Here is a 21,514-nt window from a genome sequence, read left to right as displayed (position 1 = left end):
GACTCGAAAGTCGACCGGCAATTCCGCATTCCCTGTTCCGTCTTCCCGTTCCGCTTTCCCGCCCGCGCCCCGCTCAGGCGGTGACGGCGTCCTCCGGGCGGATCGGCAGCCGGCCGACGGGCAGGCCGGTGGCGGCCCGGACGGCGGCGGCGACGGCCGAGGGGGCGACCACCGCGGGCACGGCGCTGACCGCCTTGGCGCCGAAGGTGGCGACCACGTCCCGCTCCTCCAGCAGCGCGGCGATCCGCACCTCCGGGGTGTCCAGCGAGGTGGGCAGCCGGTAGCCGGTGAGCGAGGGGTTGCCCAGCAGCCCGTCCTCCGTGCGCAGGTCCTCCATCAGCGCCAGGCCCACGCCCTGGGCCACGCCCGCCTCGATCCGGTCCTCGATCTGGCGCGGGTTCAGCGCCCGGCCGACGTCCTGGGCGACGGTCATCTCGACCACCCGGACGGCCCCCAGCTCGATGTCCACGTCCACCACCGCGCGCATCGCGCAGAAGGAGATGGAGACGAAGGCGTCGCCGTGCCCGGACTCGTCCAGCGGCTCGGTCGGGTGCGGACGGCACTGCGCGGTGGCCCAGAGCTCCTTGCCCTCCAACGCCTCGGCGACCGGCATCCCGAGCACCCCGTCGTAGGAGGTGATCTTGCCGTCGGCGATCTGCAGCAGCTCCACCGACATCCCGAAGTTGGCCGCGATCGGCTGCAGCAGCTGGTGGCGGACCATCAGCGCGGCCCGCTCGACCGCCCCGCCGGAGACCCAGGTGTGCCGGCCCCGCGCGGACGGCCCGGCGATCGACTGGTCGCTGTCGGCCGGCGCGATGTAGACCTCGCTGACGCCCAGTACGGTCTGCACGATCTGCCGGGCCAGCGTGGCGAAGCCCTGCCCGGCGTCAACGGCCGCGCAGATCACCGTGGCGTGGTCGCCGCTGACCCGCACGGTGGCGGTGGACACCTCGTCATCGCCCTCGGCGCCCAGCATGTGCACCATGCCGACGGCGTAGCCGATGCCGCGGCGCACCGCAGACGGGTCCCCGGCGCCGCCGGGCCCGCCGGGCAGCAGCCACTCGGCGTCCGGGTCGTCCACCGGCAGGGCCGGCAGCGGCTCCGCCGCCACCGCGTCCAGCAGCGCCCGCACCGGCGCCGGGCAGGTGACGGCCTGTCCGGTGGGCAGCGGGTCGCCGGTGGACATCGCGTTGCGGCGGCGGATCTCCACCGGGTCCACGCCCACCCGGGCGGCCAGCTGGTCCAGCTGCGACTCGTACGCGAAGCAGGCCTGCAGCGCGCCCTCGCCGCGCATCCGCCCGGCCGGCGGGTTGTTGGTGCGCACCGCCCAGGCGTCCACGAACACGTTGGGGCAGACGTACGGGCCGACCGAGAAGGCCGTCGCGGCGGCCAGCGCCTCGGCGGAGACGTCCGCGTAGGCGCCGCCGTCCAGCAGGATCTGCGCCTCCACCTTCACCAGGGTGCCGTCGGCGTCGGCGTGGTGGCGGTAGCGCAGCAGCGCGGGGTGGCGCGAGGTGTGGGTGTGGAAGGACTCCTCGCGGGTGAGGGTCATCTTGACCGGGCGGCCGGTGCGCAGCGCCAGCAGCGCCAGGGTGACCTGGAAGGAGATGTCCTCGCGGTCGGTGGTCGCGCCGGGCACGCCGGTGACGACCAGTCGGACCCGGTCGGGCTCCAGGCCCAGGCAGGCGGCGGTGCGTTCGCGGTCGCCGTGCGGGTCGGTGGAGGACAGGTGCAGCTCCACGCCGCCGTCCGGGCGCGGCACGGCCAGCCCGGCCTCGGCGCCGAGCGGGGCCGGGTCCTGCCGGCCGACCTGGTAGAGGCCCTCGACGATGATCTCGCCGGCCGCGTCCGGGTCCCCCGTGCGCAGCGGCAGGTGGCGGAACAGGTTGCCGTCCGGGTGCAGCGCCGGCGCGGTGAAGGCCTGCTCGGGGTCGGTGACCGCCTCCAGCGGCTCGTAGTCGACCGCGATCAGGCCGACGGCCAGCCGGGCGGTGTCCGGGTGGTCGGCGGCGACCGCGGCGACCGGCTCGCCGTGGTGGCGCACCACGCCGGCGGCCAGCACCGGGCGGTCGGCGACGATCGGGCCGGCCGGGGCGCCGTCCGGGGTGCCGTCCGGGCCGGGCGGCAGGTCGGCGGCGGTGACGACGGCGTGCACCCCGGGCAGGGCGAGCGCGGCCGAGGTGTCGATGCCGCGGATCCGGGCGTGCGGGTGCGGCGAGCGCAGCACCGCGCCCCACAGCAGCCCCTCGGCCCACAGGTCGGCCGCGTACGGGTAGATCCCGAGCGCCTTGGGCAGCGCGTCGCTGCGCAGCGGGGAACTGCCCAGGCCGAACGGCTCCGGTACGGCGCCGCCCTCGCCGCCGTCCTGCTGGAGTGCTGCGCCGATGTCGGTAGGCGACGTCATGATGCGTGGTCGTCCTCGGAGAGCCGGATGCCGTGGGCGGGGGTGGCGCCGTAGGGGACGCCGGTGGTCGGGACGCCGGCCTCGGCCGGGGTGCCGTGCGGGTCCGTGTACGGGGTGCCGTGCGGGGGCGTGCCGTCGTGGACGGCGCCGGGCAGCGGGGTGCCGTGCGCGGGGGTGGGCTCGTAGACCGGGGCGTCGTAGCCGGTGTCGTAGCCGTGGTGCTGCTGGTGGCCGTCCGGGTAGCCGGCCGGCACGTAGGTGCCGTGCGCGGGGGTGGCCTGGTACGGCTGCTCGGGGTAGCCCTGCGGCGGGTAGTACACCTGGTCGCCGGTGGCCTGGGCGGGGATGCCGGGCTGCATCGCCGTCAGGGCGGAGGTGTCGTACACGCCGGTGTCGTAGCCGCCGTCGCCGTACGGCTGCTCGGCCGGGGCGGGGGCCGGAGCGGGTGCCTGGACGGGTGCGGCCGCGGCCTCGGCGGGCGGCTGGGGAACGTGCTCGATCCAGGCCTCGTCGGAGTAGACCGGCGGCTCGACGGCGGCGGGCTGCCGCTCGGCCGGGGAGGCCTGGTCGGCCGGTGCCCCGGCCTCGGCGGCCGGTTCGGCGGCGGCCGCGGCGGCGCCCTCCGCCTCCTCGGCCTCCAGCGCGCGGGCGTCCGCGACGGTCTGGACGGCGGCCAGCACGCCGCGGTAGCCGGTGCAGCGGCACAGGTTGCCGCACAGCGCCTGCCGGGCCTCGACCTCGGTGGGCCGGTGGTTGCGCTGGAGCAGGTCGTGCACGGCCATCGCCATGCCGGGGGTGCAGTAGCCGCACTGCACGGCGCCGGAGGCGGCCAGCGCCTGCTGGACGTCGCTCGCGCCGCCGGCGGCGGACAGGCCCTCGACGGTGTTGATCTCGCTGTCGGCGGCCAGTGCGGCGGGCACCAGGCAGCCGGCCACCAGCTGGCCGTCCACCTGTACCGAGCAGGCGCCGCACTCGCCCTGCTCGCAGCCGTCCTTGGCGCCGGCCAGGCCGAGCCGCTCGCGCAGCACGTAGAGCAGGCTCTCGCCGATCCAGGCGTCGGTGACGGGCCGTTCGGAACCGTTGACCCGCAGCGTGTAGGAGGCGCACGGGCGCAGCTCCCGGCTGACCTGGGGGGTGAGGCCGAGCGGCTCGGCGTCGAGGGTCTCGATGGGGTCTGTGGTCACTTCAGCGCCCTTCCCAGTGCCCGTCGGGCCAGCACCGATACGGTACGCCGTAGCCGAACGGCGGCCGCGGTCGGCCCCTCGGTCACGGCCTCCCAGGCGCCCTCGGCGCCGTAGTTGTCGGGGACGCAGGCGGCGGCGACGTACTCGCCGAAGGCGGCGCCCGCGGCCGGGTCGATCTCCCGGCTGCCGTCCCAGTCGATGCAGCCGGCCACCCAGGCCTCGGCCTCCAGCGGGCGCAGCGGGACGGGGGCGACGGCTCCGACGGCGCAGCGCACGGCGCGCCGGGCCGGGTCGAGGACGAGGGCGACGGAGGCGGTGGCGCGGGCCGGGCCGCTGCGGCCGGTGGCCTTGAGGAAGACCTGCGGCGCGTGCAGCAGCGGGACGCGCACCCAGGTGAGCAGTTCGCCCGGGCGCACCGGGTCGAGGCCGGTGAGCAGGTGACTGACCGGCACCTCGCGGCTGGCGCCGGCCCGGGCGAGGGTGACGCTGGCCTCCAGGGCGGCGAGCACCGGGAGGGTGTCGCCGGCCGGGGCGGCGGTGACGATGTTGCCGCCGAGGGTGCCGACGTTGCGGACCTGCGGCGGGCCGGCGGTGCGGGCGGCGTCGGCGAGGGCGGGGATGAGCGCGGCGAAGTCGGGGCGGTCCATCCGGGCGTGGGTGAGTCCGGCGCCGAGGACGGCGGTGCCGCCGTCCTCGTAGCGCCAGCCGCGCAGTTCGGTGATCCGGCCGAGGCCGACCAGGGCGGCGGGGCGCAGCCGTCCGGCGTTGACGGCTTCCATGAGGTCGGTGGCGCCGGCCACCGGTACCGCGGCCGGGGCGGCGGCCAGCGCGTCGACGGCCTCGTCGAGCGAGGCCGGCAGCATGATCGTCCGGTTCACCTGGGTCCCACCGTGCTCCACTTGCTCATCGATCGTCTGCCGCCCGCGGCCGTGGCCGCACTGTCCGCGTCAGCAGCCCGGCCTGGCCGTAGGGTACGGGCGATCGGGCCGGGTTGGGCAACTCTGGCACACAATGCTCGATGATCATTTCGGGGCCGGTGAACGGGACTGCCCGTTTGGGACGGATACCGGGCGGTATCTGCCCCGGCCCGAACGGGCCAGGGTCAGATGTTCATCTCTTCTTGACGTCAGATGACCGTCCATAAGTTCCCGACGGACACGTCAGCACACCGGCGGCACCGGCTAGCGCACCGGCGGCGGCCCCTCGATCGGCCGCCCCACCACGCCGGGCCGGCGCTGCCAGGGGTGCGGGCCGTCGACGGGGCGGTACTCGACGCCCAGCGCGTCCAGCACCTCCAGGTGGGCGCGCAGCCGCCGCTCGAAGCCCGGGTAGTCCCGCTCGGCCGGCCGGGCGGGCAGCTCGGACCAGGCGACCTCGGCGAAGGCGACCAGCCGGGGGAAGGCCCGGTAGTCGATGTCCCGGGCGCTGTCCATGAACTCGCTCCACAGGTTGGCCTGGGTGCCGATGACGTGCCGGGCGGCGGCCTCGTCCAACTGCTCCGGGACGGGCTCGAAGCGGTAGACGTCCTCCAGCGTGCGCACGAAGCCGACCGGGATCGGCTCGTCCGGCCCGTCCGCCTGCCGGTGGTCGAAGTAGACGTGCTGCTCGGGGCACATCACCACGTCGTGCCCGGCCTTCGCGGCGGCGATCCCGCCGCCGAAGCCGCGCCAGGAGGAGACGGCCGCACGGGACCGCCCCCACGCCGCCGGGCGCTCGGCACCCGACACCGGCGCTCCTGCCTCCGGCGCCCCCTGTGGCGCGGTGGCGATGGCCAGCCCGCCCTCCAGGATCTCGTCCCAGCCGATCAGCCGGCGCCCGCGCTCGGCCAGCCAGCGGTCGAAGTGCCGGATGAGGTGGCTCTGCAGCTCGTCCTCGTTGGCCAGGCCGAGCTCGCGGATCCGGGCCTGGGCGGCGGCGCTGTCCTTCCACTGCTCCTTGGGGCACTCGTCGCCGCCGAGGTGGACGAACTCGGACGGGAACACCTCCAGGACCTCCTCCAGCACCCCCTCGAAGAACCGCAGGGTCTCCTCGGAGGCGTTGAGCACGTGGTGGCTCACCCCCCAGTCCGTCCAGACGCCGAGCGCGGCGGTGTCCACCACGTCGGTGTTGCCCAGCTCGGGGTAGGCGGCGACGGCGGCCTGGGTGTGGCCGGGCAGGTCGACCTCCGGGACGACGGTGATCCCGCGCGCGGCCGCGTAGGCGACGATCTCGCGCAGGTCGTCCTGGGTGTAGTAGCCGCCGTGCGGGCGGTCGTCCCGGCGCTGCCCGGCCCGGTAGCCGACCATCGAGCGCTCCCGCCAGGCGCCGCGCCCGGTCAGCCGCGGATAGCGCTTGATCTCGATCCGCCAGCCCTGGTCGTCGGTCAGGTGCAGGTGGAGCACGTTGAGCTTGTGCGCGGCCAGCAGGTCGACGAAGCGCAGCACGTCGGACTTGGGCAGGAAGTGCCGGGCGACGTCCAGCAGCGCGCCGCGCCAGCCGAACCGGGGCGCGTCGGCGATGTCCGCGCCGGGCAGCACCCAGGCCTCCCGGCGCAGCGGGGAGCGCCGGTACGCGTCGGGCCCGAGCAGCTGCCGCAGGGTCTGGGCCGCCCACAGCGCGCCGGCCGTGCCGCCCGCGGTGAGCAGGGCGTGGCCGGGGCGCACCGTGATCCGGTACGCCTCGGCGGCCAGGGTGTCGTCCAGGACCAGCTCGATGCCGGCGCCCGGGCGGCCCGGGGCGAGCGGCAGTCCGGTGGCGGCGGACAGCGTGCCGCGCAGCCACCGCTCGGCGTCGGCCAGCCCGGGCGGCGCGGTCAGCGTGGTGGTGGCGTCGAGCGGGAAGTCCTCGCCCGGGCGCCGGACGGCACTCGAAGGTGCGGGAATGAGGTCCATTCCGACATCCTGCCCAGGCCCGGAACGATTGGCATAGACCACTGCGGAATCGCGGTGCTATGCAAAACGGTGTTCCGCGGACGGCGCCGGACTACTTGTTGTTGTCCCCGTCGCCACCCTGCGGCTTGCCGATGCCGTCGTAGATCTCCTTGCACATCGGGCAGACCGGGTACTTCTTCGGGTCGCGACCGGGCACCCACACCTTGCCGCACAGCGCCACGACCGGGGACCCGGAGAGCGCGCTCTCCATGATCTTGTCCTTCTGGACGTAGTGCGCGAAGCGCTCGTGGTCGCCGTCGCCGTGGGACACCTGGGGGACGGGCTCGACCAGGGTGCCGGTGCCGAGGCCGCGCTCGGGCTCAAGAGTGCTCATAGGTGCCAAGTCTATGGGCGCCCCCGGAAACCGGGCCAGTGTCATGCGACGCCCCCGGGCCCGGGGGCGGCCGCTCAGTTCATCGTCGGGTCGTCCGGGTAGGTCGCCAGCAGGGCCAGCGGGCCGCGCTGGCGGCGCAGCACCGAGCGCCACAGCCGCTCCGGATCGGGGCTGGAGACGTCCCCGGGCTCGCAGTCCACCAGGTACCAGGCGCCGCTCTCCAGCTCGCTCTCCAGCTGGCCCGGCGACCAGCCGGCGTACCCGGCGAAGATCCGCAGGCTGCCCAGCTCCCCGGCCAGCACCTCGGGCGGCGCCTCCAGGTCCACCAGGCCGATCGCGCCGTGCACCCGCCGCCAGCCGAGCGGCTGGCCGGTGCCCGGCTCCCCCGGAGCGACCGCCAGGCCGAGCGCCGAGTCCAGCGCCACCGGCCCGCCCTGGAACACCACCGCGGGCTGCCCGACGAGTCCGCCCCAGCCGTCCAGGACGCTGCCCACCTCGACCGGTGTGGGCCGGTTGAGCACCACGCCGAGCGCCCCCTCGACGTCGTGGTCGAGGAGCAGCACCACCGCCCGGGCGAAATTCGGGTCGGTGAGCATGGGCGTCGCGACGAGCAGACGGCCGGTGTGGGACCGGCCTCCGTGCGAATGGGCCGCCGTCATGCCACACATGATCCCGCAGAACGGCACCGGTCGGACACCGCAACACCCGAAACCACGCCACGCCGGACGAACACCCGTACGGCCGTACCGGCGGGCGGGAGCCGGGCCGGAGAGAGCACCATCACGGGAGAGGCTCACGGGAACCATCGGCACGCCCACTACCATCTACGGATGGTGGACGCCCCTCTACGGTGCCGACTCGGATTCTCCGGGGGCCCGAACGCGCCCGTACGCCCGTACCACCGGTCCACCTGCGGCTCCGTACCGGAGCCGTTCCCATTCCTCTGGCACCCCGGATTGCGAGAACGATGACCGACGACGTCCTGCTGGTCCACGGCGGAAACCCCCTCGAAGGCGAGATCCGCGTCCGCGGAGCGAAGAACCTGGTCCCCAAGGCCATGGTCGCCGCGCTCCTCGGCCAGGGCCCCAGCAGACTGCGCAACGTCCCGGACATCCGCGACGTCAAGGTGGTCCGCGGCCTGCTGCAGCTGCACGGTGTGACCGTGCGCACCGGCGACGAGGACGGCGAGCTGATCCTCGACCCCTCGCACGTCGAGAGCGCCAATGTCGCCGACATCGACGCCCACGCCGGCTCCTCGCGGATCCCGATCCTGTTCTGCGGCCCGCTGCTGCACCGCCTCGGCCACGCCTTCATCCCGGGCCTGGGCGGCTGCGACATCGGCGGCCGCCCGGTCGACTTCCACTTCGAGGTGCTGCGCCAGTTCGGCGCCACCATCGAGAAGCACCCCCAGGGCACCTACCTGGTCGCCCCGCAGCGGCTGCGCGGCACCAAGATCGAGCTGCCCTACCCCTCGGTCGGCGCGACCGAGCAGGTGCTGCTCACCGCCGTCCTCGCCGAGGGCGTCACCGAGCTGCGCAACGCGGCCATCGAGCCGGAGATCGTCGACCTGATCTGCGTGCTGCAGAAGATGGGCGCGATCATCACCCTGGGCACCGACCGCACCATCCTGATCACCGGTGTGGACGAGCTGAACGGCTACACCCACCGCGCCCTGTCGGACCGCCTGGAGGCCGCCTCCTGGGCCTGCGCGGCGCTCGCCACCAAGGGCGACATCTACGTCCGCGGCGCCCGCCAGCTGGAGATGATGACCTTCCTCAACACCTTCCGGAAGGTCGGCGGCGCCTTCGAGGTGGACGACGAGGGCATCCGCTTCTGGCACCCGGGCGGCGAGCTCAAGGCGATCGCCCTGGAGACGGACGTCCACCCGGGCTTCCAGACCGACTGGCAGCAGCCGCTGGTGGTCGCGCTGACCCAGGCCACCGGGCTGTCCATCGTGCACGAGACGGTGTACGAGTCGCGGCTGGGCTTCACCGGCGCGCTCAACCAGATGGGGGCGCACATCCAGCTCTACCGCGAGTGCCTGGGCGCCACCCCGTGCCGCTTCGGCGCGCGCAACTTCCTGCACTCCGCGGTCGTCTCCGGCCCGTCCAAGCTGATGGGCGCGGAGCTGGTCATCCCCGACCTGCGCGGCGGCTTCTCGTACCTGATCGCGGCGCTGGCGGCCGAGGGCACCTCGACCGTGCACGGCATCGACCTGATCAACCGCGGCTACGAGAACTTCATGGCGAAGCTGCGGGACCTCGGCGCCCACGTCGAGCTGCCCAGCGAGCAGCTGGTCGACGCGTAACGAGCGCGCGCACGGCGAGAGGCCGGGCTCCCCGCGGGGAGCCCGGCCTCTCGGGCGTTCAAGGGGTGGTTCAGACGCCCTTGGCGGCTTCCTTCAGCTTGGAGCCGGCGCTCACCTTGGCGCTGTAGCCGGCCGCGATCTGGATCGGCTCGCCGGTCTGCGGGTTGCGGGCGGTACGAGCGGCACGGTGGGTGCGCTCGAAGGTCAGGAAACCGGGGATGGTGACCTTCTCGTCGCCCTTGGCGACGACCTCGCCGACGATCTCGGCGAAGGCGGCCAGAACGGCGTCGGCGTCCTTGCGGGTCACCTCGGCGCGCTCGGACAGCGCGGCCACCAGCTCACTGCGGTTCATGTGTACTCCTGTGGTCTGTTCGCTTGCGGTGTGCGGGGGCCCATCGGTGCTCCCACCGGGGGGCACCCGGATAGGCCGCAGGTCCGCACACTGTGCTCATGCAGGCATTGCGTGGTCGCAGGCCGGGTCCGTACCCGATGCCGCGCGCCGGAGCCGTCGAAGAGGCCCGCCGCCTGCCTGGGAACGAATCCTGCCCCGACCGGCCCCGAGAAAGCCAATCGGGCCCCGGCCGAGCCACCCGAATATCGCCCGCCCGTTGGAGGTGTGACGCTCCGTCGGCTCCGGCGGACCGGGCGCGGACGGCGGTCGGGACGACACGCCGGAAGACCAGGGGGACGTTCCGTACTTGTCGGACACGCCTGCCCCGTGCAGGGCTACCGTACGCCCTAGGCACGACAAGCCCAAACACGCCCCTCGCCCTTGTGTCGCAAGGGTTCGGGGCGGGATCGGGCGAGTATGGCCGCTAATCGGACATTTGACCGATCGGCGACACGTCGTCAGGGCGGACCGGCGCGGGCCCGGCGGCGGTCCTCAGAGCTTGATGGTCGGGAAGGCCGAAGTGTCGAGGGTGCCGACGATGCCGGGGGTCGGACGGGCCGGGGCGGGCGCCTGGGCGTCCGCCATGGCCGCCTCGCGCACCGCGGAGGCGACGGTCTTGGCGACGTCCTTGTGGAAGACGCTCGGGATGATGTAGTTGGCGTTCAGCTCGTCGTCGGCGACGGTGGTGGCCAGCGCGCGGGCGGCGGCGATCATCATCTCGGTGTTGACCGTGCGGCTCTGGGCGTCCAGCAGGCCGCGGAAGACACCCGGGAAGACCAACACGTTGTTGATCTGGTTCGGGAAGTCGCTACGGCCGGTGGCGACCACGGCGGCGGTCTGGCGGGCCACCGCCGGGTCGACCTCCGGGTCCGGGTTGGCCAGCGCGAAGACGATCGACCGGTCCGCCATGGTGGCCAGGTCGTCGCCGTCCAGGACGTTCGGGGCCGAGACCCCGATGAAGACGTCCGCGCCCGCCACGGCCTCCTTGAGGCTGCCGGTGCGGCCCGAGCGGTTGGTGTGCTCGGCGATCCAGCGCAGGCTCTCGTTGAGGTCCTCACGGCCCAGGTGGACCACACCGTGCACGTCGGCGACGGTGGCGTGCTCGACACCGGCGGCCAGCAGCAGCTTGAGGATCGCGGTGCCGGCGGCGCCGGCGCCCGACATCACCACACGGATGTCGCCGATCTCCTTGCCGACCACCTTCAGCGCGTTGGTGAGGGCGGCCAGCACCACGATCGCGGTGCCGTGCTGGTCGTCGTGGAAGACGGGGATGTCCAGGGCCTCGCGCAGCCGGGCCTCGATCTCGAAGCAGCGCGGCGCGGAGATGTCCTCCAGGTTGATGCCGGCGAAGCCCGGGGCGATCGCCTTGACGATGGCCACGATCTCGTCGGTGTCCTGGGTGTCCAGGCAGAGCGGCCAGGCGTCGATCCCGGCGAAGCGCTTGAACAGGGCCGCCTTGCCCTCCATGACGGGCAGCGCGGCGGCCGGGCCGATGTTGCCCAGGCCCAGCACCGCGGAGCCGTCGGTGACCACCGCGACGCTGTTGCGCTTGATGGTCAGGCGGCGGGCGTCCTCGGGGTTCTCGGCGATCGCCATGCAGACCCGCGCCACGCCCGGGGTGTAGATCATGCTCAGGTCGTCACGGTTGCGGATCGGCAGCTTCGAGGACATCTCGATCTTGCCGCCGAGGTGCATCAGGAAGGTGCGGTCCGAGACCTTGCCGATCGACACGCCGTCGATCGCCCGCAGCTTCTCGACGACCTCCTCGCCGTGCGCCACGGAGGAGGCCGCCACGGTCACGTCGATCCGCAGCGCCTCCAGGCCGGAGGCGGTGACGTCGAGACCGGTCACCGATCCGCCGGAGGACTCCACGGCCGTGGTGATCGCGCTGACCGCGTTGCCGCGGGCCGGGACCTCCAGTCGCACCGTGATCGAGTTGGAGACACTGGGCACCGTCGCCATCGACGCTTCCTTCTTCCGTCTGTCCCGCAGGCTCAACATTTTGTTGAAGGCATCGCCTGCGCATGCTAGACCTCGATCGTCGCACCTTCCAAGGGATTGCCAGAAATAACGTTCATTGAGTGTGCGGATCCGACAACCGGACCGGCTTGCCCACAGTCTCCGGCCGCACACTCCTTGCCTCTCCCGGCCGATGCGTTACATTGGACGGGACACCGGCTCGATCCAAGCCCCCGGGCCCAACCTTCGTCCCTTAGAGGGACCACTTGCCGCGAGGCGAGCATGGCGGGTCGGTGTCCTAAACGTCCGAAGGCCCCTCACCACCGGTGAGGGGCCTTCGTCGTGGGTGCGTCAGCCGTGCAGCAGCGCGGGCACGCCGGCCGCGTCCGGCAGGTCGTCAGGACCGGACAGCACGGTCAGCCGCTGGGTCGCCCGGGTCAGCGCCACGTACAGCACCCGCAGGCCGGCCTCCGACTCGCCGGCGATGCCGGTCGGGTCGGCGACCACCGTCGCGTCGTACTCCAGGCCCTTGGCCTCCAGACTGCCCAGCACCACCACGCGCTCGTCCAGGCCCTCGGCCCAGCCGGCCGCCTCGGCCCGGCGGTCCATCGGCACCACGATCGCCACGGTGCCGTCCACCTCGCCCAGCAGCCGCTCCAGCTCGGCCCGGGCGCCCCGGCCGAAGGCCTCCGGCGCGGGGTCGCCGACGGCCGCGAAGCGCGGCTCCACGCCGACGTGGCGCACCGCGCTCGGCGAGGGCGTGCCCGGCGCGGCCAGGGCCAGCACCTTGGCCGCGACCTCGGCGATCTCGGCCGGGTTGCGGTAGTTGACGGTCAGCGTGAAGCGGCGGCGCGGCTTGCCGGCCAGCACCTCGTCCAGCGCGGCCTGGGCCTCCTGGGGGAACGGCCAGGAGGACTGCGCCGGGTCGCCGACGATGGTCCAGGTGGCCATCCGGGACCGCCGGCCGATCATCCGCCACTGCATCGGGGTGAGGTCCTGGGCCTCGTCCACGATGACGTGGGCGTACTCCTTGCGCTCCACCGGCTGGCGCTCCCGCTGACGGGAGTTGCGGTCGGCGAAGGTGGTGACCTCCTCCAGGCCGCTCAGCAGGTCCACCGCGTCCACCTCGCGGACCTTCGGGCGGGCCGCCTCGCCGAGCAGCACCTGCAGCTCGTCCACCAGCGCCACGTCGTGCGCCGACAGCTCGCCCTCGCCCTGCGGGGACAGGTGCCGCCAGGAGGCCGCCAGCAGCCTCGCCTCGTCCGGGGTGACGGCGCCGCGGGCGATCCGGTTGGTGTGCCGGGTCTGCTTGAGCGTGCCGAGCACCCGGCGCGGGGTCAGCGGCGGCCACCAGGCGTCCAGGAAGTCCAGGAACGACGACTCGTCCGAGACGTAGTCGTCGAAGGACTCCTTCTCCTCCTGGCGCTGCTCCCGGGCGTAGTGGTCGGCGGGCCTGGGCAGGTGCCTGGTGGCCTCCTGCCACAGGGCGTCCAGCAGCAGCCGGCGGGCGCGCGGGCGCAGCAGGTTCAGCGGGGTGCCGCCGGCGCCCACCACGTTGCCGCGGACGGCCCTCAGCCGGCCCGCGTCCAGCTTCAGCACCTCGCCGCGGGCGACCACCTTGAGCTCCTGCGGGGCGCCCAGCTCCAGCGCCGCCCGGGCGGCCCGGCGCAGCAGCTGGACCATCCGGGCCGAGCCCTTGACCCTCGCCGCCTCCGGGCTGTCGTAGGTGGCCGCCTCGACGCCGTCCACCAGCGAGCCGACCGCGCGGATCGCGACCTGGCCCTCCTCCCCGAGCGAGGGCAGCACGCCCTCGGTGTAGGAGACCAGCAGCGGGGTGGGCGAGACCACCAGGATGCCCCCGGCGTAGCGGCGGCGGTCCTGGTACAGCAGGTACGCGGCGCGGTGCAGGGCGACGGCCGTCTTGCCGGTGCCGGGGCCGCCGGTGACGAGCGTGGCCCCGGCCGCGGCGGCCCGGATCACCTCGTCCTGCTCCTTCTGGATGGAGGAGACGATGTCGCGCATCGAGTGGCTGCGGGCTCGGCCGAGCGAGGCCATCAGCGCGCCGTCGCCGACCACGGCCAGTTCCTCGCCGCCCAGGGTCGGGGTGAGGTCGGGACGCAGCAGGTCGTCCTCGACGCCGATCACCTTGCGGCCCTTGGAGCGGATCACCCGGCGGCGGATCACCCGGCCGGGCTCGACCGGGGTGGCGCGGTAGAACGGCGCGGCGGCGGGGGCGCGCCAGTCGATCACCAGCGGGCCGTACTCGGCGTCCAGCACGCCGAGGCGGCCGATGTGAAGGGTCTCGGCGACGGCCGGGTCGGCCGGGTCCAGCGGGGTGTCGGAGGGAATGCCGTGTTCCTCCGGGGCGTCCGCCTGCTGGAGGTCGATCCGGCCGAAGAGGAAGTCCTCGAACTCGTTGTTGAGCCGCTGGAGGTGCGCGCCGGCCCGGTAGACCTGGGCGTCACGCTCGGCGAGGGCGCCGGGGGTGCCGACCTGCACCCGCTTGGCGGCGTCCTCGAGGATGTACTCGGCTTCGGCGAGCTTCTCCTCCAGCCGGTGGTAGACGGTGTCGAGGTGCTGCTGCTCACCGGCGATCTCGCGCTCGCGGACGGTCTCGTGATCGGTGGCGGGGGTGGTGTCCGTGTTGCTCTGCATGGCCTCGGGGGTTGCGACGGAATCCGGCTCCGGAAAACGAGCGGACGGATGATCCTACGCCGCGACCCCCCGCACGCGCTGCTCCGGAACGTACAAAATCGAAGGCCGCCCTCCGCATCAGCGGTGGACGGCCTTCGGTGTGAACATGGGGTGGTGGAGATGCCGGGAATCGAACCCGGGTCCAGTGGAGTTAATTCAGGGCTTCTCCGAGCGCAGTCCGCTGTGCTTTTCTCGGCCCTGGCGGTCACACGGACAAGCCGCCAACAGGCCCAGCTGCTGTTTGATTTCCCATCCACCCTCGCAGCCCGGGCGGACGGTTGAGTTCCCTAGATTATGCCAGGGTCCGGGTCGGGAACTCCCCGGTCTGACACCCAAGCGCTATCGGTGCTTATTAGGCAGCGAGAGCGAACTGCTGGGAATCGCGCTTAGAGTTGGCGATTATTTTTTTGCGACACGTGGTTAACGAGATCATTGCCGCGTTCCTCGGCTCGCTTCCCCTGTTTCAACATCCCCTGTCGAAACCGATCATCCCCATGTTTTTTTGAGAAACAGCTCGGACGATGACCGTCCGTGTTGCTTGCGCCATAGTACGCGAGGCGACGGTCGAGGGTCCAGCGGATTAACGCTGGCGCCGCCGGGCCGCCGCCACCGCGCGTGCCGTCTCGCGGGTGTCCTGCTTCTCCCGCAGCGTCTGGCGCTTGTCGTACAGCTTCTTGCCGACCGCCAGTGCGAGTTCGAGCTTGACCCGGCCGTCCTTGAAGTACAGGGACAGCGGCACCAGGGTGTGGCCCGCGTCGCGGACCGTGGTCTCGATCTTGCGGATCTCCAGCCTGTGCAGCAGCAGCTTGCGCTTGCGCCGGGCCGCGTGGTTGGTCCACGTCCCCTGGGTGTACTCGGGGATGAAGACGTTGTCGATCCACGCCTCGTGGTTCTGGATGTAGGCGTAGCCGTCGACCAGGTTGGCCCGCCCCTCCCGCAGTGACTTGACCTCGGTGCCGGTGAGTACGAGGCCGCACTCGTAGGTGTCGAGGATCGTGTACTCGTGCCGCGCCTTCTTGTTCTGCGCGATCAGCTTGTGTCCGGTTTCCTTTGCCATAGCGCCGTCATTCTCGCACTTCGACGCCCGGTCGGGCAGCTGCTTTAGGGGCGGGCGGCCGCGTCAGGACCGGGTGCCGATGCCGGCGAGCACCCGCAGGGCGAGCGCGTCGGCGTCCTCGCCGGCGCCGGCCGGGACGTCCGGGGTCAGGCCGGTGCCGTCCAGGGAGTGCCCGGCCGGGGTGTAGTAGCGGCCGACCGTCAGCTCCAGCACCGCGCCGTCGGCGAGCCTGCTGGGCTGCTGGACGGTGCCCTTGCCGAAGGTCCGCGAGCCCACCACGACGGCGCGGCTGCGGTCCTGGAGGGCCCCGGCGAGCAGTTCGGCGGCGCTCATCGTGCCGCCGTCCACCAGCACCACCAGCGGGGTGCGCCGGTCGCCGCCCGGCGGGGCCGTCAACTCCCTCTTCTCGCCGCGCTCCTGGTACGAGCCGACCGGGCCGCCGTCCAGGAAGCTCCCGGCGGTGCCGACCGCCTCGTCCAGCAACCCGCCGGAGTTGCCGCGCAGATCGAGCACCACGCCGGTGTGCGGGGCGCGCAGCGCGGCGCGCACCTGGTCGGCCACGCCGGTGGTGAAGGCCCGGACGGTGATCCGCAGCACGCCCCGCTCCAGGTGCTCGGCGGTGACCTGCCGGCTGTCCAGCAGCACCCGTCGCAGCCGCAGTTCGCGCACCTCGCCCTCGCCGCGCCGCACGGCCAGGGTGACCTCGGAGCCGGCCCGGCGCTCGTCGCCCTGCCCGCGCAGCCGGGCGACCACCTCGGTGACCGGCAGCCGGTCGGCCTGGTCCCGGTCGATCCGCAGCAGCCGGTCGCCGGGGGCGATCCCGGCCTCGGCGGCCGGTCCGGCCGGGGTGACCTCGGAGACCTCGGTGACACCGTCCTCGCCGCGGCCGACCGACAGGCCGACGCCGGGGTAGCGGCCGTCCAGGCCCTGGCTGAACTCGGCGTACTCCTGGGCGCTGTAGTACGCGCCCCAGCGGTCGCCGCCGGCCGCGAGCAGGTGCTCGGCCTGCTGCTCGGACAGCGCGGCGCCGGCCGGGTCCGCCGGCGGCCCGGCGGCGGCCTGGGCGAGGTCGGCGGAGGCGCGGCGCGGCGGGTCGCCCGGGCCGCCCCAGGCACCGGTCGCGGCGCCGGCCAGCAGCACGGCGCCGAACACCAGGCCGAGGGCGGCCACCTGACGCGCCCCGCGCGGAGTTTGCAGCATGGCACCGGAGTGTAGACACCGCGCCGCGGGCGGCGGGCCGGAACGGCGGAGCGCGGAACGGCGACGGCCCCGTACGGCGCAGTGCCGTACGGGGCCGAAGGAACCTGCGGGGATCAGACCTTGAGGTACTTGCGCAGGGTGAAGAACGCCGCGACACCGGCCATGCCCATACCGACCACGACCAGCAGCGGGATCACCGCCAGCACCGAGCCGAGGCCGATGAAGTGGATGAACTGCACCCGGTCGGCCAGCCAGTTCTGGACGAAGAAGTGCCCGCCGATCAGCAGACCGGAGGCCAGCGCCGCACCGAGCAGCGCGGAGAACGCGGCCTCGGCGATGAACGGCATCTGGACGTAGAAGTTCGACGCACCGACCAGGCGCATGATGCCGGTCTCGCGCCGCCTGCTGTACGCCGACACCCGGACGGTGTTGACGATCAGCAGCAACGCCACGAAGAGCATCAGCACCATGATCACGAACGCCGCCGTCTGCAGGCCGTTGAGCAGGCCGAACAGGTTCTCCAGGATCTTCCGCTGGTCCTCGACCGACTTGACGCCGGGCTTGCCCGCGAACGCGCTCTGGATGACGTCGTACTTGGTCGGGTCGTTGAGCTTCACCCGCCAGGACTGCGGCATCGCGTCCGGGCCCAGGACGGAGATGAGCGGGTTGTCCGGGTTCATGTCCTTCCAGTGCTTGTACGCCTCCGCGGAGCTCTCGTACGTGGAGGACTGGACCACCGAACTCATCTTGTCCAGCTGGTCCTTGATGTCCTGGACCTGCTGGTCGGTGGCCGCGCCCTTGTCGCACTGCGGCGAGTTGCGGGCATCCGCCTTGGTGCAGAAGTAGATGCTCACCTCGACCTTGTCGTACCAGTACCCCTTCATGGAGTTCACCTGGTCGCGGACCAGGAGCGAGGAACCGGCGAGGGCGAGGGAGAGCGCGACGCTGACCACGACCGCGATGGTCATGGTCAGGTTGCGTCGGAGACCCACACCGATCTCCGACAGGACGAACTGGGCACGCATGCGGGAAACAACTCCAGGGTCGGTACTGCGCGGTCGGACGGGCCGGGCCGGCGGCCCTACGGCTCAGCGCTGGTCGGTCAGTGCTGGTATCCGTAGACGCCGCGGGCCTGGTCGCGGACGAGCAGCCCCTTGTCGAGCTCGATGACTCGCTTGCGCATCTGGTCGACGATGGCCTGGTCGTGGGTGGCCATCAGCACCGTGGTACCGGTGCGGTTGATCCGGTCGAGCAGCTTCATGATGCCGACCGAGTTCTGCGGGTCGAGGTTGCCGGTGGGCTCGTCCGCGATGAGGAGCATCGGACGGTTCACGAACGCCCGCGCGATCGCGACGCGCTGCTGCTCACCACCGGACAGCTCGCCCGGCATGCGGTCCTCCTTGCCGCCGAGGCCGACCAGCTCCAGCACCTCGGGCACCACCTTGCCGATGGCGCTCTTGGGCTTGCCGATCACCTCCAGCGCGAAGGCGACGTTCTGCGCGACCGTCTTGTTCGGCAGCAGACGGAAGTCCTGGAAGACGGTGCCCAGCTGGCGGCGCATGTGCGGCACCTTCCAGTTGGACAGCTTGCCGAGGTCCTTGCCCAGCACGTGCACCGCGCCGGTGGAGGGACGTTCCTCCCGCAGGCACAGGCGCAGGAAGGTGGACTTGCCCGAGCCGGACGAGCCGACCAGGAAGACGAACTCACCCTTCTCGATCTCCAGCGAGACGTTGTCCAGGGCGGGACGGTTCTGCTTGGGATAGGTCTTGGAGACGTTGTCGAATCTGATCACGGCTGCATCACGGAGGCCATCCTAGGCGGCGCCAGTCCTCGGTCGATCCGCCCCGGAGGCCCGGTCCAGGGCGGGCGAAGGGAGCGCGGAGGGCCGCTCCCGGTCTGGGACCATACGCGAACCGGCGACCGGTCCGCAGGGGCGGCCCAGGACGGGCTCCGGAATCTGGGGGAGAATGTCCGGCTGTGCCCCGATAATTGGGAGCCATCTCACAGCCCGGGAGCCGGAAGCGCCAGAACCTGGCAGAGTGGAGGTGGCGACCGTGTCCGGTCGCTCCCCCGTACAGGGCAGACTCCCCCGTCAGGTACGAAGAGGGAACCAAAGCCCCGTCCGGTGCGTTGGCTGTAGCAGCGAGGAGGAGATCGCATGACGTGCGACCATCTGGTGTGCGCCAACTGCAACGGCCGCGTCAGCGACGGGCGTTGCCCGGTGTGCCGCGCCAACCGGGCCCGGCTGCAGGAGCAGCAGGGGCCGTTCGCCACGCTCTCCCCCGCGATGCTGCTGGCCCTGCTGGCCGGGCTGCTCGCGGTGGTGCTGATCGCGCGGCAGGCGCTGGGCTGAGACCCCGAGGTGCGACGAAGGCCCCCGACCACTGCGGTCGGGGGCCTTCTGCGTGTCCGGGTGCTTACTCGGCGCTGGTCTCGCGCTGCTTGCGCCAGCGGATCCCGGCCTCGATGAAGCCGTCGATGTCGCCGTCCAGGACGGCCTGCGGGTTGCCCGCCTCGTACGCGGTGCGGACGTCCTTGACCATCTGGTACGGGTGCAGGACGTAGGAGCGCATCTGGTTGCCCCAGGAGCTGCCGCTGTCCTTGAGCGCGTCCATCATGGCCTTCTCCTCCTGGCGGCGCCGCTCGAGCAGCTTGGCCTGGAGGACGTTCATCGCGGACGCCTTGTTCTGGATCTGCGAGCGCTCGTTCTGGCAGGAGACCACGATGCCGGTCGGGAGGTGCGTGATGCGCACCGCCGAGTCGGTGGTGTTGACGCCCTGGCCGCCGGGGCCGGAGGCGCGGTAGACGTCGATCCGCAGTTCGCCCTCGTCGATGTCGACGTGGTCGGACTGCTCGACGACCGGGAGCACCTCGACACCGGCGAAGGAGGTCTGCCGGCGGCCCTGGTTGTCGAACGGCGAGATGCGGACCAGGCGGTGGGTGCCCTGCTCGACCGAGAGGGTGCCGTAGGCGTACGGCGCCTTCACGGTGAAGGTCGCGGACTTGATGCCGGCCTCTTCGGCGTACGAGGTGTCGTACACCTCGGTGGGGTACCCGTGCCGCTCGGCCCAGCGCAGGTACATGCGCATCAGCTGCTCGGCGAAGTCGGCGGCGTCCACGCCACCGGCCTCGGCGCGGATGTTGATCAGGGCCTCGCGGGAGTCGTACTCGCCGGAGAGGAGGGTGCGGACCTCCAGCTCCTCGACGGCCTTCTGCAGCGAGACCAGCTCGGCCTCGGCCTCGGTGCGGGTGTCCGCGTCGTTCTCGGCCTCGGCGAGCTCGAACAGCACGCCCAGGTCGTCGATGCGGCTGCGCAGGCCCTCGACGCGGCGCAGTTCGCCCTGGAGGAAGGAGAGCCGGCTGGTCACCTTCTGCGCGTTCGCGACGTCGTCCCACAGGCTGGGGGCGGCTGCCTCCTCCTCCAGGACCGCGATGTCGGCCCGGATCTTGTCCAGGTCGAGGACGGCCTCGATCGACCCCATGGTCGTATCGAGGTTCTTGAGCTCTTCGGAAGGATCGACGGCTGCCACGCCCCCAGCGTAATGGTTCCGGGGGTGGTCATGACGACACCCCCGGCTCCCCCGGTCTCAGGGCGCCCGCGGGGCGGTGCCGTGCACGGCCGGACGGGACGGGTGGCCGCCGCCCGGCTCGGTGGCCGCGAAGGCCGTCCAGGCCGCGGCGGCGCCCGCCAGCAGCAGGACGGTGGCCAGCAGGACGGCCAGCAGCCGGCGGCGGCGCAGCAGGGCCGCGCGGTCCCGGCGGTGGCCCGGGGCGGTGCGCTGGGCGCGGGACTCGGCGGCGTACGCGGCCAGTTCGTCGGCCGAGGGGCGGCGCAGGCTGGTGTGGGTGTCCCGGGTGGAGTCCGGGGCCACCCCGGGCACCAGCGGGACGGCCGGGCCGCGGCGGCGCTTGTGGACGCCCGGGCCGGCGTCGACCTCCGCGTAGACGGCCTCGCCCGGGGTCAGCTGCTCCTCGGCCGGGGGGCGGCCCTGGGTGGGCACGGCCAGCACCGGCAGTCCGGCCAGCGAGGGCAGCTGCTCGCGCAGCCGGGCGGCCAGCTCGGCTGCGCGCAGCCGGGAGGCGGGGGCCTTGGCGAGGCACTCGGAGATGATCCGCCACAGCCCGTCCGGCAGGCCGGGGATCGGCGGCACCTGCTCGGTGACGTGCCGGCGCAGCACCGCGCCGGTGTGGCCGCCGCCGAACGGGGTGGAGCCGGCCAGCAGCTCGTACAGCACGGTGGCGAGGGCGTAGATGTCGACGGCGGCGCGCGGCTCCAGGCCCTCGATGATCTCGGGGGCGAGGTAGTCGGGGGTGCCGATGATCCGGGTGGCCCGGGTGCGGCGCGGGGCGTCGACCAGGCGGGCCACGCCGAAGTCGGTGAGCTTGGCGCGCGGGGCGCCGCCGGGGCCGGGGGCGGCGGCGAGGTCGAGCAGCACGTTCTCCGGCTTGACGTCGCGGTGGACGATCCCGGCCGCGTGCGCGGCCGCCAGGCCGTCCGCGACGTCGGCGATGACCGAGGCGGCGACCTGCGGAGGAAGGGCGCCGTCCCGCTCCAGCCGGGAGCGCAGGTCGGTGCCCTGGACCAGTTCCATCACCAGGGCGAGGTCGCTGCCGTCCACGACCATGTCGCGCACGCCGACCACCCGGGGGTGGTCGAGGCTGGTCAGCGCGGTGCGCTCCTGGACGAAGCGGCCGACCAGCACCTGGTCGGCGGCGAGGTCCTCGCGCAGCAGCTTGACCGCCACCGGGCCGTCCGGCCCCTCACCGAGCCAGACCGTCCCGGCCGAACCCCGGCCGATGACCTGGTGGACGGTGTACCGGCTGCCGATCTTGCGTGCCAATGCTGCTCCGTGGGCGGCGCGGGAGCGCTCCGGGGGTCCGGGCGCGCTCGGTGGGGCGGGACAACAGCGACCAACCTACGCGCCCGAACGCCCCGCGCGGGCCGCCTGGGGGCCGTGGAGCGGGACTCTGGGGCGAGAAATCTCGCAGATTGTCGACAAAGCGTCAATCCTGGCTTCCGGACGGGGTTCGGACCCCCGGTCAGCCGCCGGGGCGGCCCGCCGCGCCCCTTCGC

General features: G+C 72.9%; 16 protein-coding genes, 1 other RNA gene and 1 pseudogene. 2 read left to right on the top strand and 16 right to left on the bottom strand.

Annotation, left to right across the window (positions count from 1 at the left end):
- Positions 1–73: 73 nt before the first annotated feature.
- The 6 genes and pseudogenes from ACZ3YL_RS15270 to ACZ3YL_RS15245 all read right to left on the bottom strand — a co-directional run bounded on the left by ACZ3YL_RS15270 (position 74) and on the right by ACZ3YL_RS15245 (position 7,499).
- Entirely contained in the window at positions 74–2,404 is a 2,331-nt protein-coding gene (locus ACZ3YL_RS15270) for a xanthine dehydrogenase family protein molybdopterin-binding subunit (RefSeq protein WP_188304151.1), read from the bottom strand.
- Between the two features lie 530 nt (positions 2,405–2,934).
- Positions 2,935–3,516, bottom strand: a pseudogene (locus ACZ3YL_RS15265) ((2Fe-2S)-binding protein); the annotation flags it as partial.
- Between the two features lie 68 nt (positions 3,517–3,584).
- Positions 3,585–4,451: an FAD binding domain-containing protein gene (locus tag ACZ3YL_RS15260; RefSeq protein ID WP_223242080.1), complete on the bottom strand. Its 867-nt coding sequence runs from the start codon at positions 4,449–4,451 to the stop codon at positions 3,585–3,587.
- A gap of 318 nt (positions 4,452–4,769) precedes the next feature.
- A complete protein-coding gene (locus tag ACZ3YL_RS15255; protein WP_465657652.1) occupies positions 4,770–6,458 on the bottom strand; it encodes a beta-N-acetylhexosaminidase in 1,689 nt (562 codons plus the stop codon).
- Between the two features lie 91 nt (positions 6,459–6,549).
- A complete protein-coding gene (locus ACZ3YL_RS15250) occupies positions 6,550–6,831 on the bottom strand; it encodes a DUF3039 domain-containing protein (RefSeq protein WP_465657650.1) in 282 nt (93 codons plus the stop codon).
- Between the two features lie 74 nt (positions 6,832–6,905).
- A complete protein-coding gene (locus ACZ3YL_RS15245; protein ID WP_411292936.1) occupies positions 6,906–7,499 on the bottom strand; it encodes a YqgE/AlgH family protein in 594 nt (197 codons plus the stop codon).
- A 299-nt stretch (positions 7,500–7,798) separates the two neighbouring features.
- Here ACZ3YL_RS15245 and murA point away from each other — a divergent pair, with 299 nt between their 5' ends.
- Positions 7,799–9,139 carry a UDP-N-acetylglucosamine 1-carboxyvinyltransferase gene (murA, locus tag ACZ3YL_RS15240; protein WP_188304147.1) on the top strand — a complete coding sequence of 447 codons (1,341 nt, stop codon included), beginning with the start codon at positions 7,799–7,801 and terminating at the stop codon, positions 9,137–9,139.
- Positions 9,140–9,209: 70 nt separating this feature from the next.
- On the opposite strand, the gene ACZ3YL_RS15235 is transcribed toward murA, so the two are convergent.
- From ACZ3YL_RS15235 to ftsE, 8 genes are all read right to left on the bottom strand, one after another.
- Entirely contained in the window at positions 9,210–9,491 is a 282-nt protein-coding gene (locus ACZ3YL_RS15235) for an HU family DNA-binding protein (RefSeq protein WP_188304146.1), read from the bottom strand.
- Positions 9,492–10,022: 531 nt separating this feature from the next.
- On the bottom strand, positions 10,023–11,492 hold the full coding sequence (locus ACZ3YL_RS15230) for an NAD-dependent malic enzyme (RefSeq protein ID WP_188304145.1): 1,470 nt from the start codon (positions 11,490–11,492) through the stop codon (positions 10,023–10,025).
- 348 nt (positions 11,493–11,840) lie between these two features.
- The gene (locus ACZ3YL_RS15225) at positions 11,841–14,144 is read right to left on the bottom strand and encodes a HelD family protein (RefSeq protein WP_465657646.1); all 2,304 of its coding nucleotides are present in this window, start codon (positions 14,142–14,144) and stop codon (positions 11,841–11,843) included.
- 151 nt (positions 14,145–14,295) lie between these two features.
- Positions 14,296–14,677: a transfer-messenger RNA gene (gene ssrA, locus ACZ3YL_RS15220) on the bottom strand.
- A gap of 86 nt (positions 14,678–14,763) precedes the next feature.
- Positions 14,764–15,240 (bottom strand): SsrA-binding protein SmpB, encoded by a 477-nt coding sequence (gene smpB, locus ACZ3YL_RS15215; RefSeq protein ID WP_188304143.1) that lies wholly within the window; start codon positions 15,238–15,240, stop codon positions 14,764–14,766.
- A 63-nt stretch (positions 15,241–15,303) separates the two neighbouring features.
- Positions 15,304–16,440, bottom strand: a complete 1,137-nt coding sequence (locus ACZ3YL_RS15210; protein WP_465657643.1) for a S41 family peptidase — start codon at positions 16,438–16,440, stop codon at positions 15,304–15,306.
- A gap of 113 nt (positions 16,441–16,553) precedes the next feature.
- Positions 16,554–17,465 (bottom strand): permease-like cell division protein FtsX, encoded by a 912-nt coding sequence (gene ftsX, locus ACZ3YL_RS15205; protein WP_188307672.1) that lies wholly within the window; start codon positions 17,463–17,465, stop codon positions 16,554–16,556.
- A 77-nt stretch (positions 17,466–17,542) separates the two neighbouring features.
- On the bottom strand, positions 17,543–18,232 hold the full coding sequence (ftsE, locus tag ACZ3YL_RS15200) for a cell division ATP-binding protein FtsE (protein WP_188307673.1): 690 nt from the start codon (positions 18,230–18,232) through the stop codon (positions 17,543–17,545).
- A 366-nt stretch (positions 18,233–18,598) separates the two neighbouring features.
- On the opposite strand from ftsE, the gene ACZ3YL_RS15195 reads away from it, so the two are divergent.
- Complete coding sequence (locus ACZ3YL_RS15195) at positions 18,599–18,793, top strand: hypothetical protein (protein ID WP_188307674.1); 195 nt, start codon at positions 18,599–18,601, stop codon at positions 18,791–18,793.
- Between the two features lie 64 nt (positions 18,794–18,857).
- On the opposite strand, the gene prfB is transcribed toward ACZ3YL_RS15195, so the two are convergent.
- Together prfB and ACZ3YL_RS15185 are read right to left on the bottom strand one after the other, a co-directional pair.
- A complete protein-coding gene (gene prfB, locus ACZ3YL_RS15190; protein WP_188307675.1) occupies positions 18,858–19,970 on the bottom strand; it encodes a peptide chain release factor 2 in 1,113 nt (370 codons plus the stop codon).
- A 57-nt stretch (positions 19,971–20,027) separates the two neighbouring features.
- Positions 20,028–21,281, bottom strand: coding sequence for a serine/threonine-protein kinase (locus tag ACZ3YL_RS15185; protein ID WP_465657639.1), 1,254 nt, complete (start codon positions 21,279–21,281; stop codon positions 20,028–20,030).
- Positions 21,282–21,514: the final 233 nt, after the last annotated feature.

This window comes from Kitasatospora sp. NPDC023176 (genome assembly GCF_055560495.1).
The sequence above is the reverse complement of the archived record's forward strand: the minus strand, read 5'-3'. Positions and strand labels throughout refer to the sequence as shown.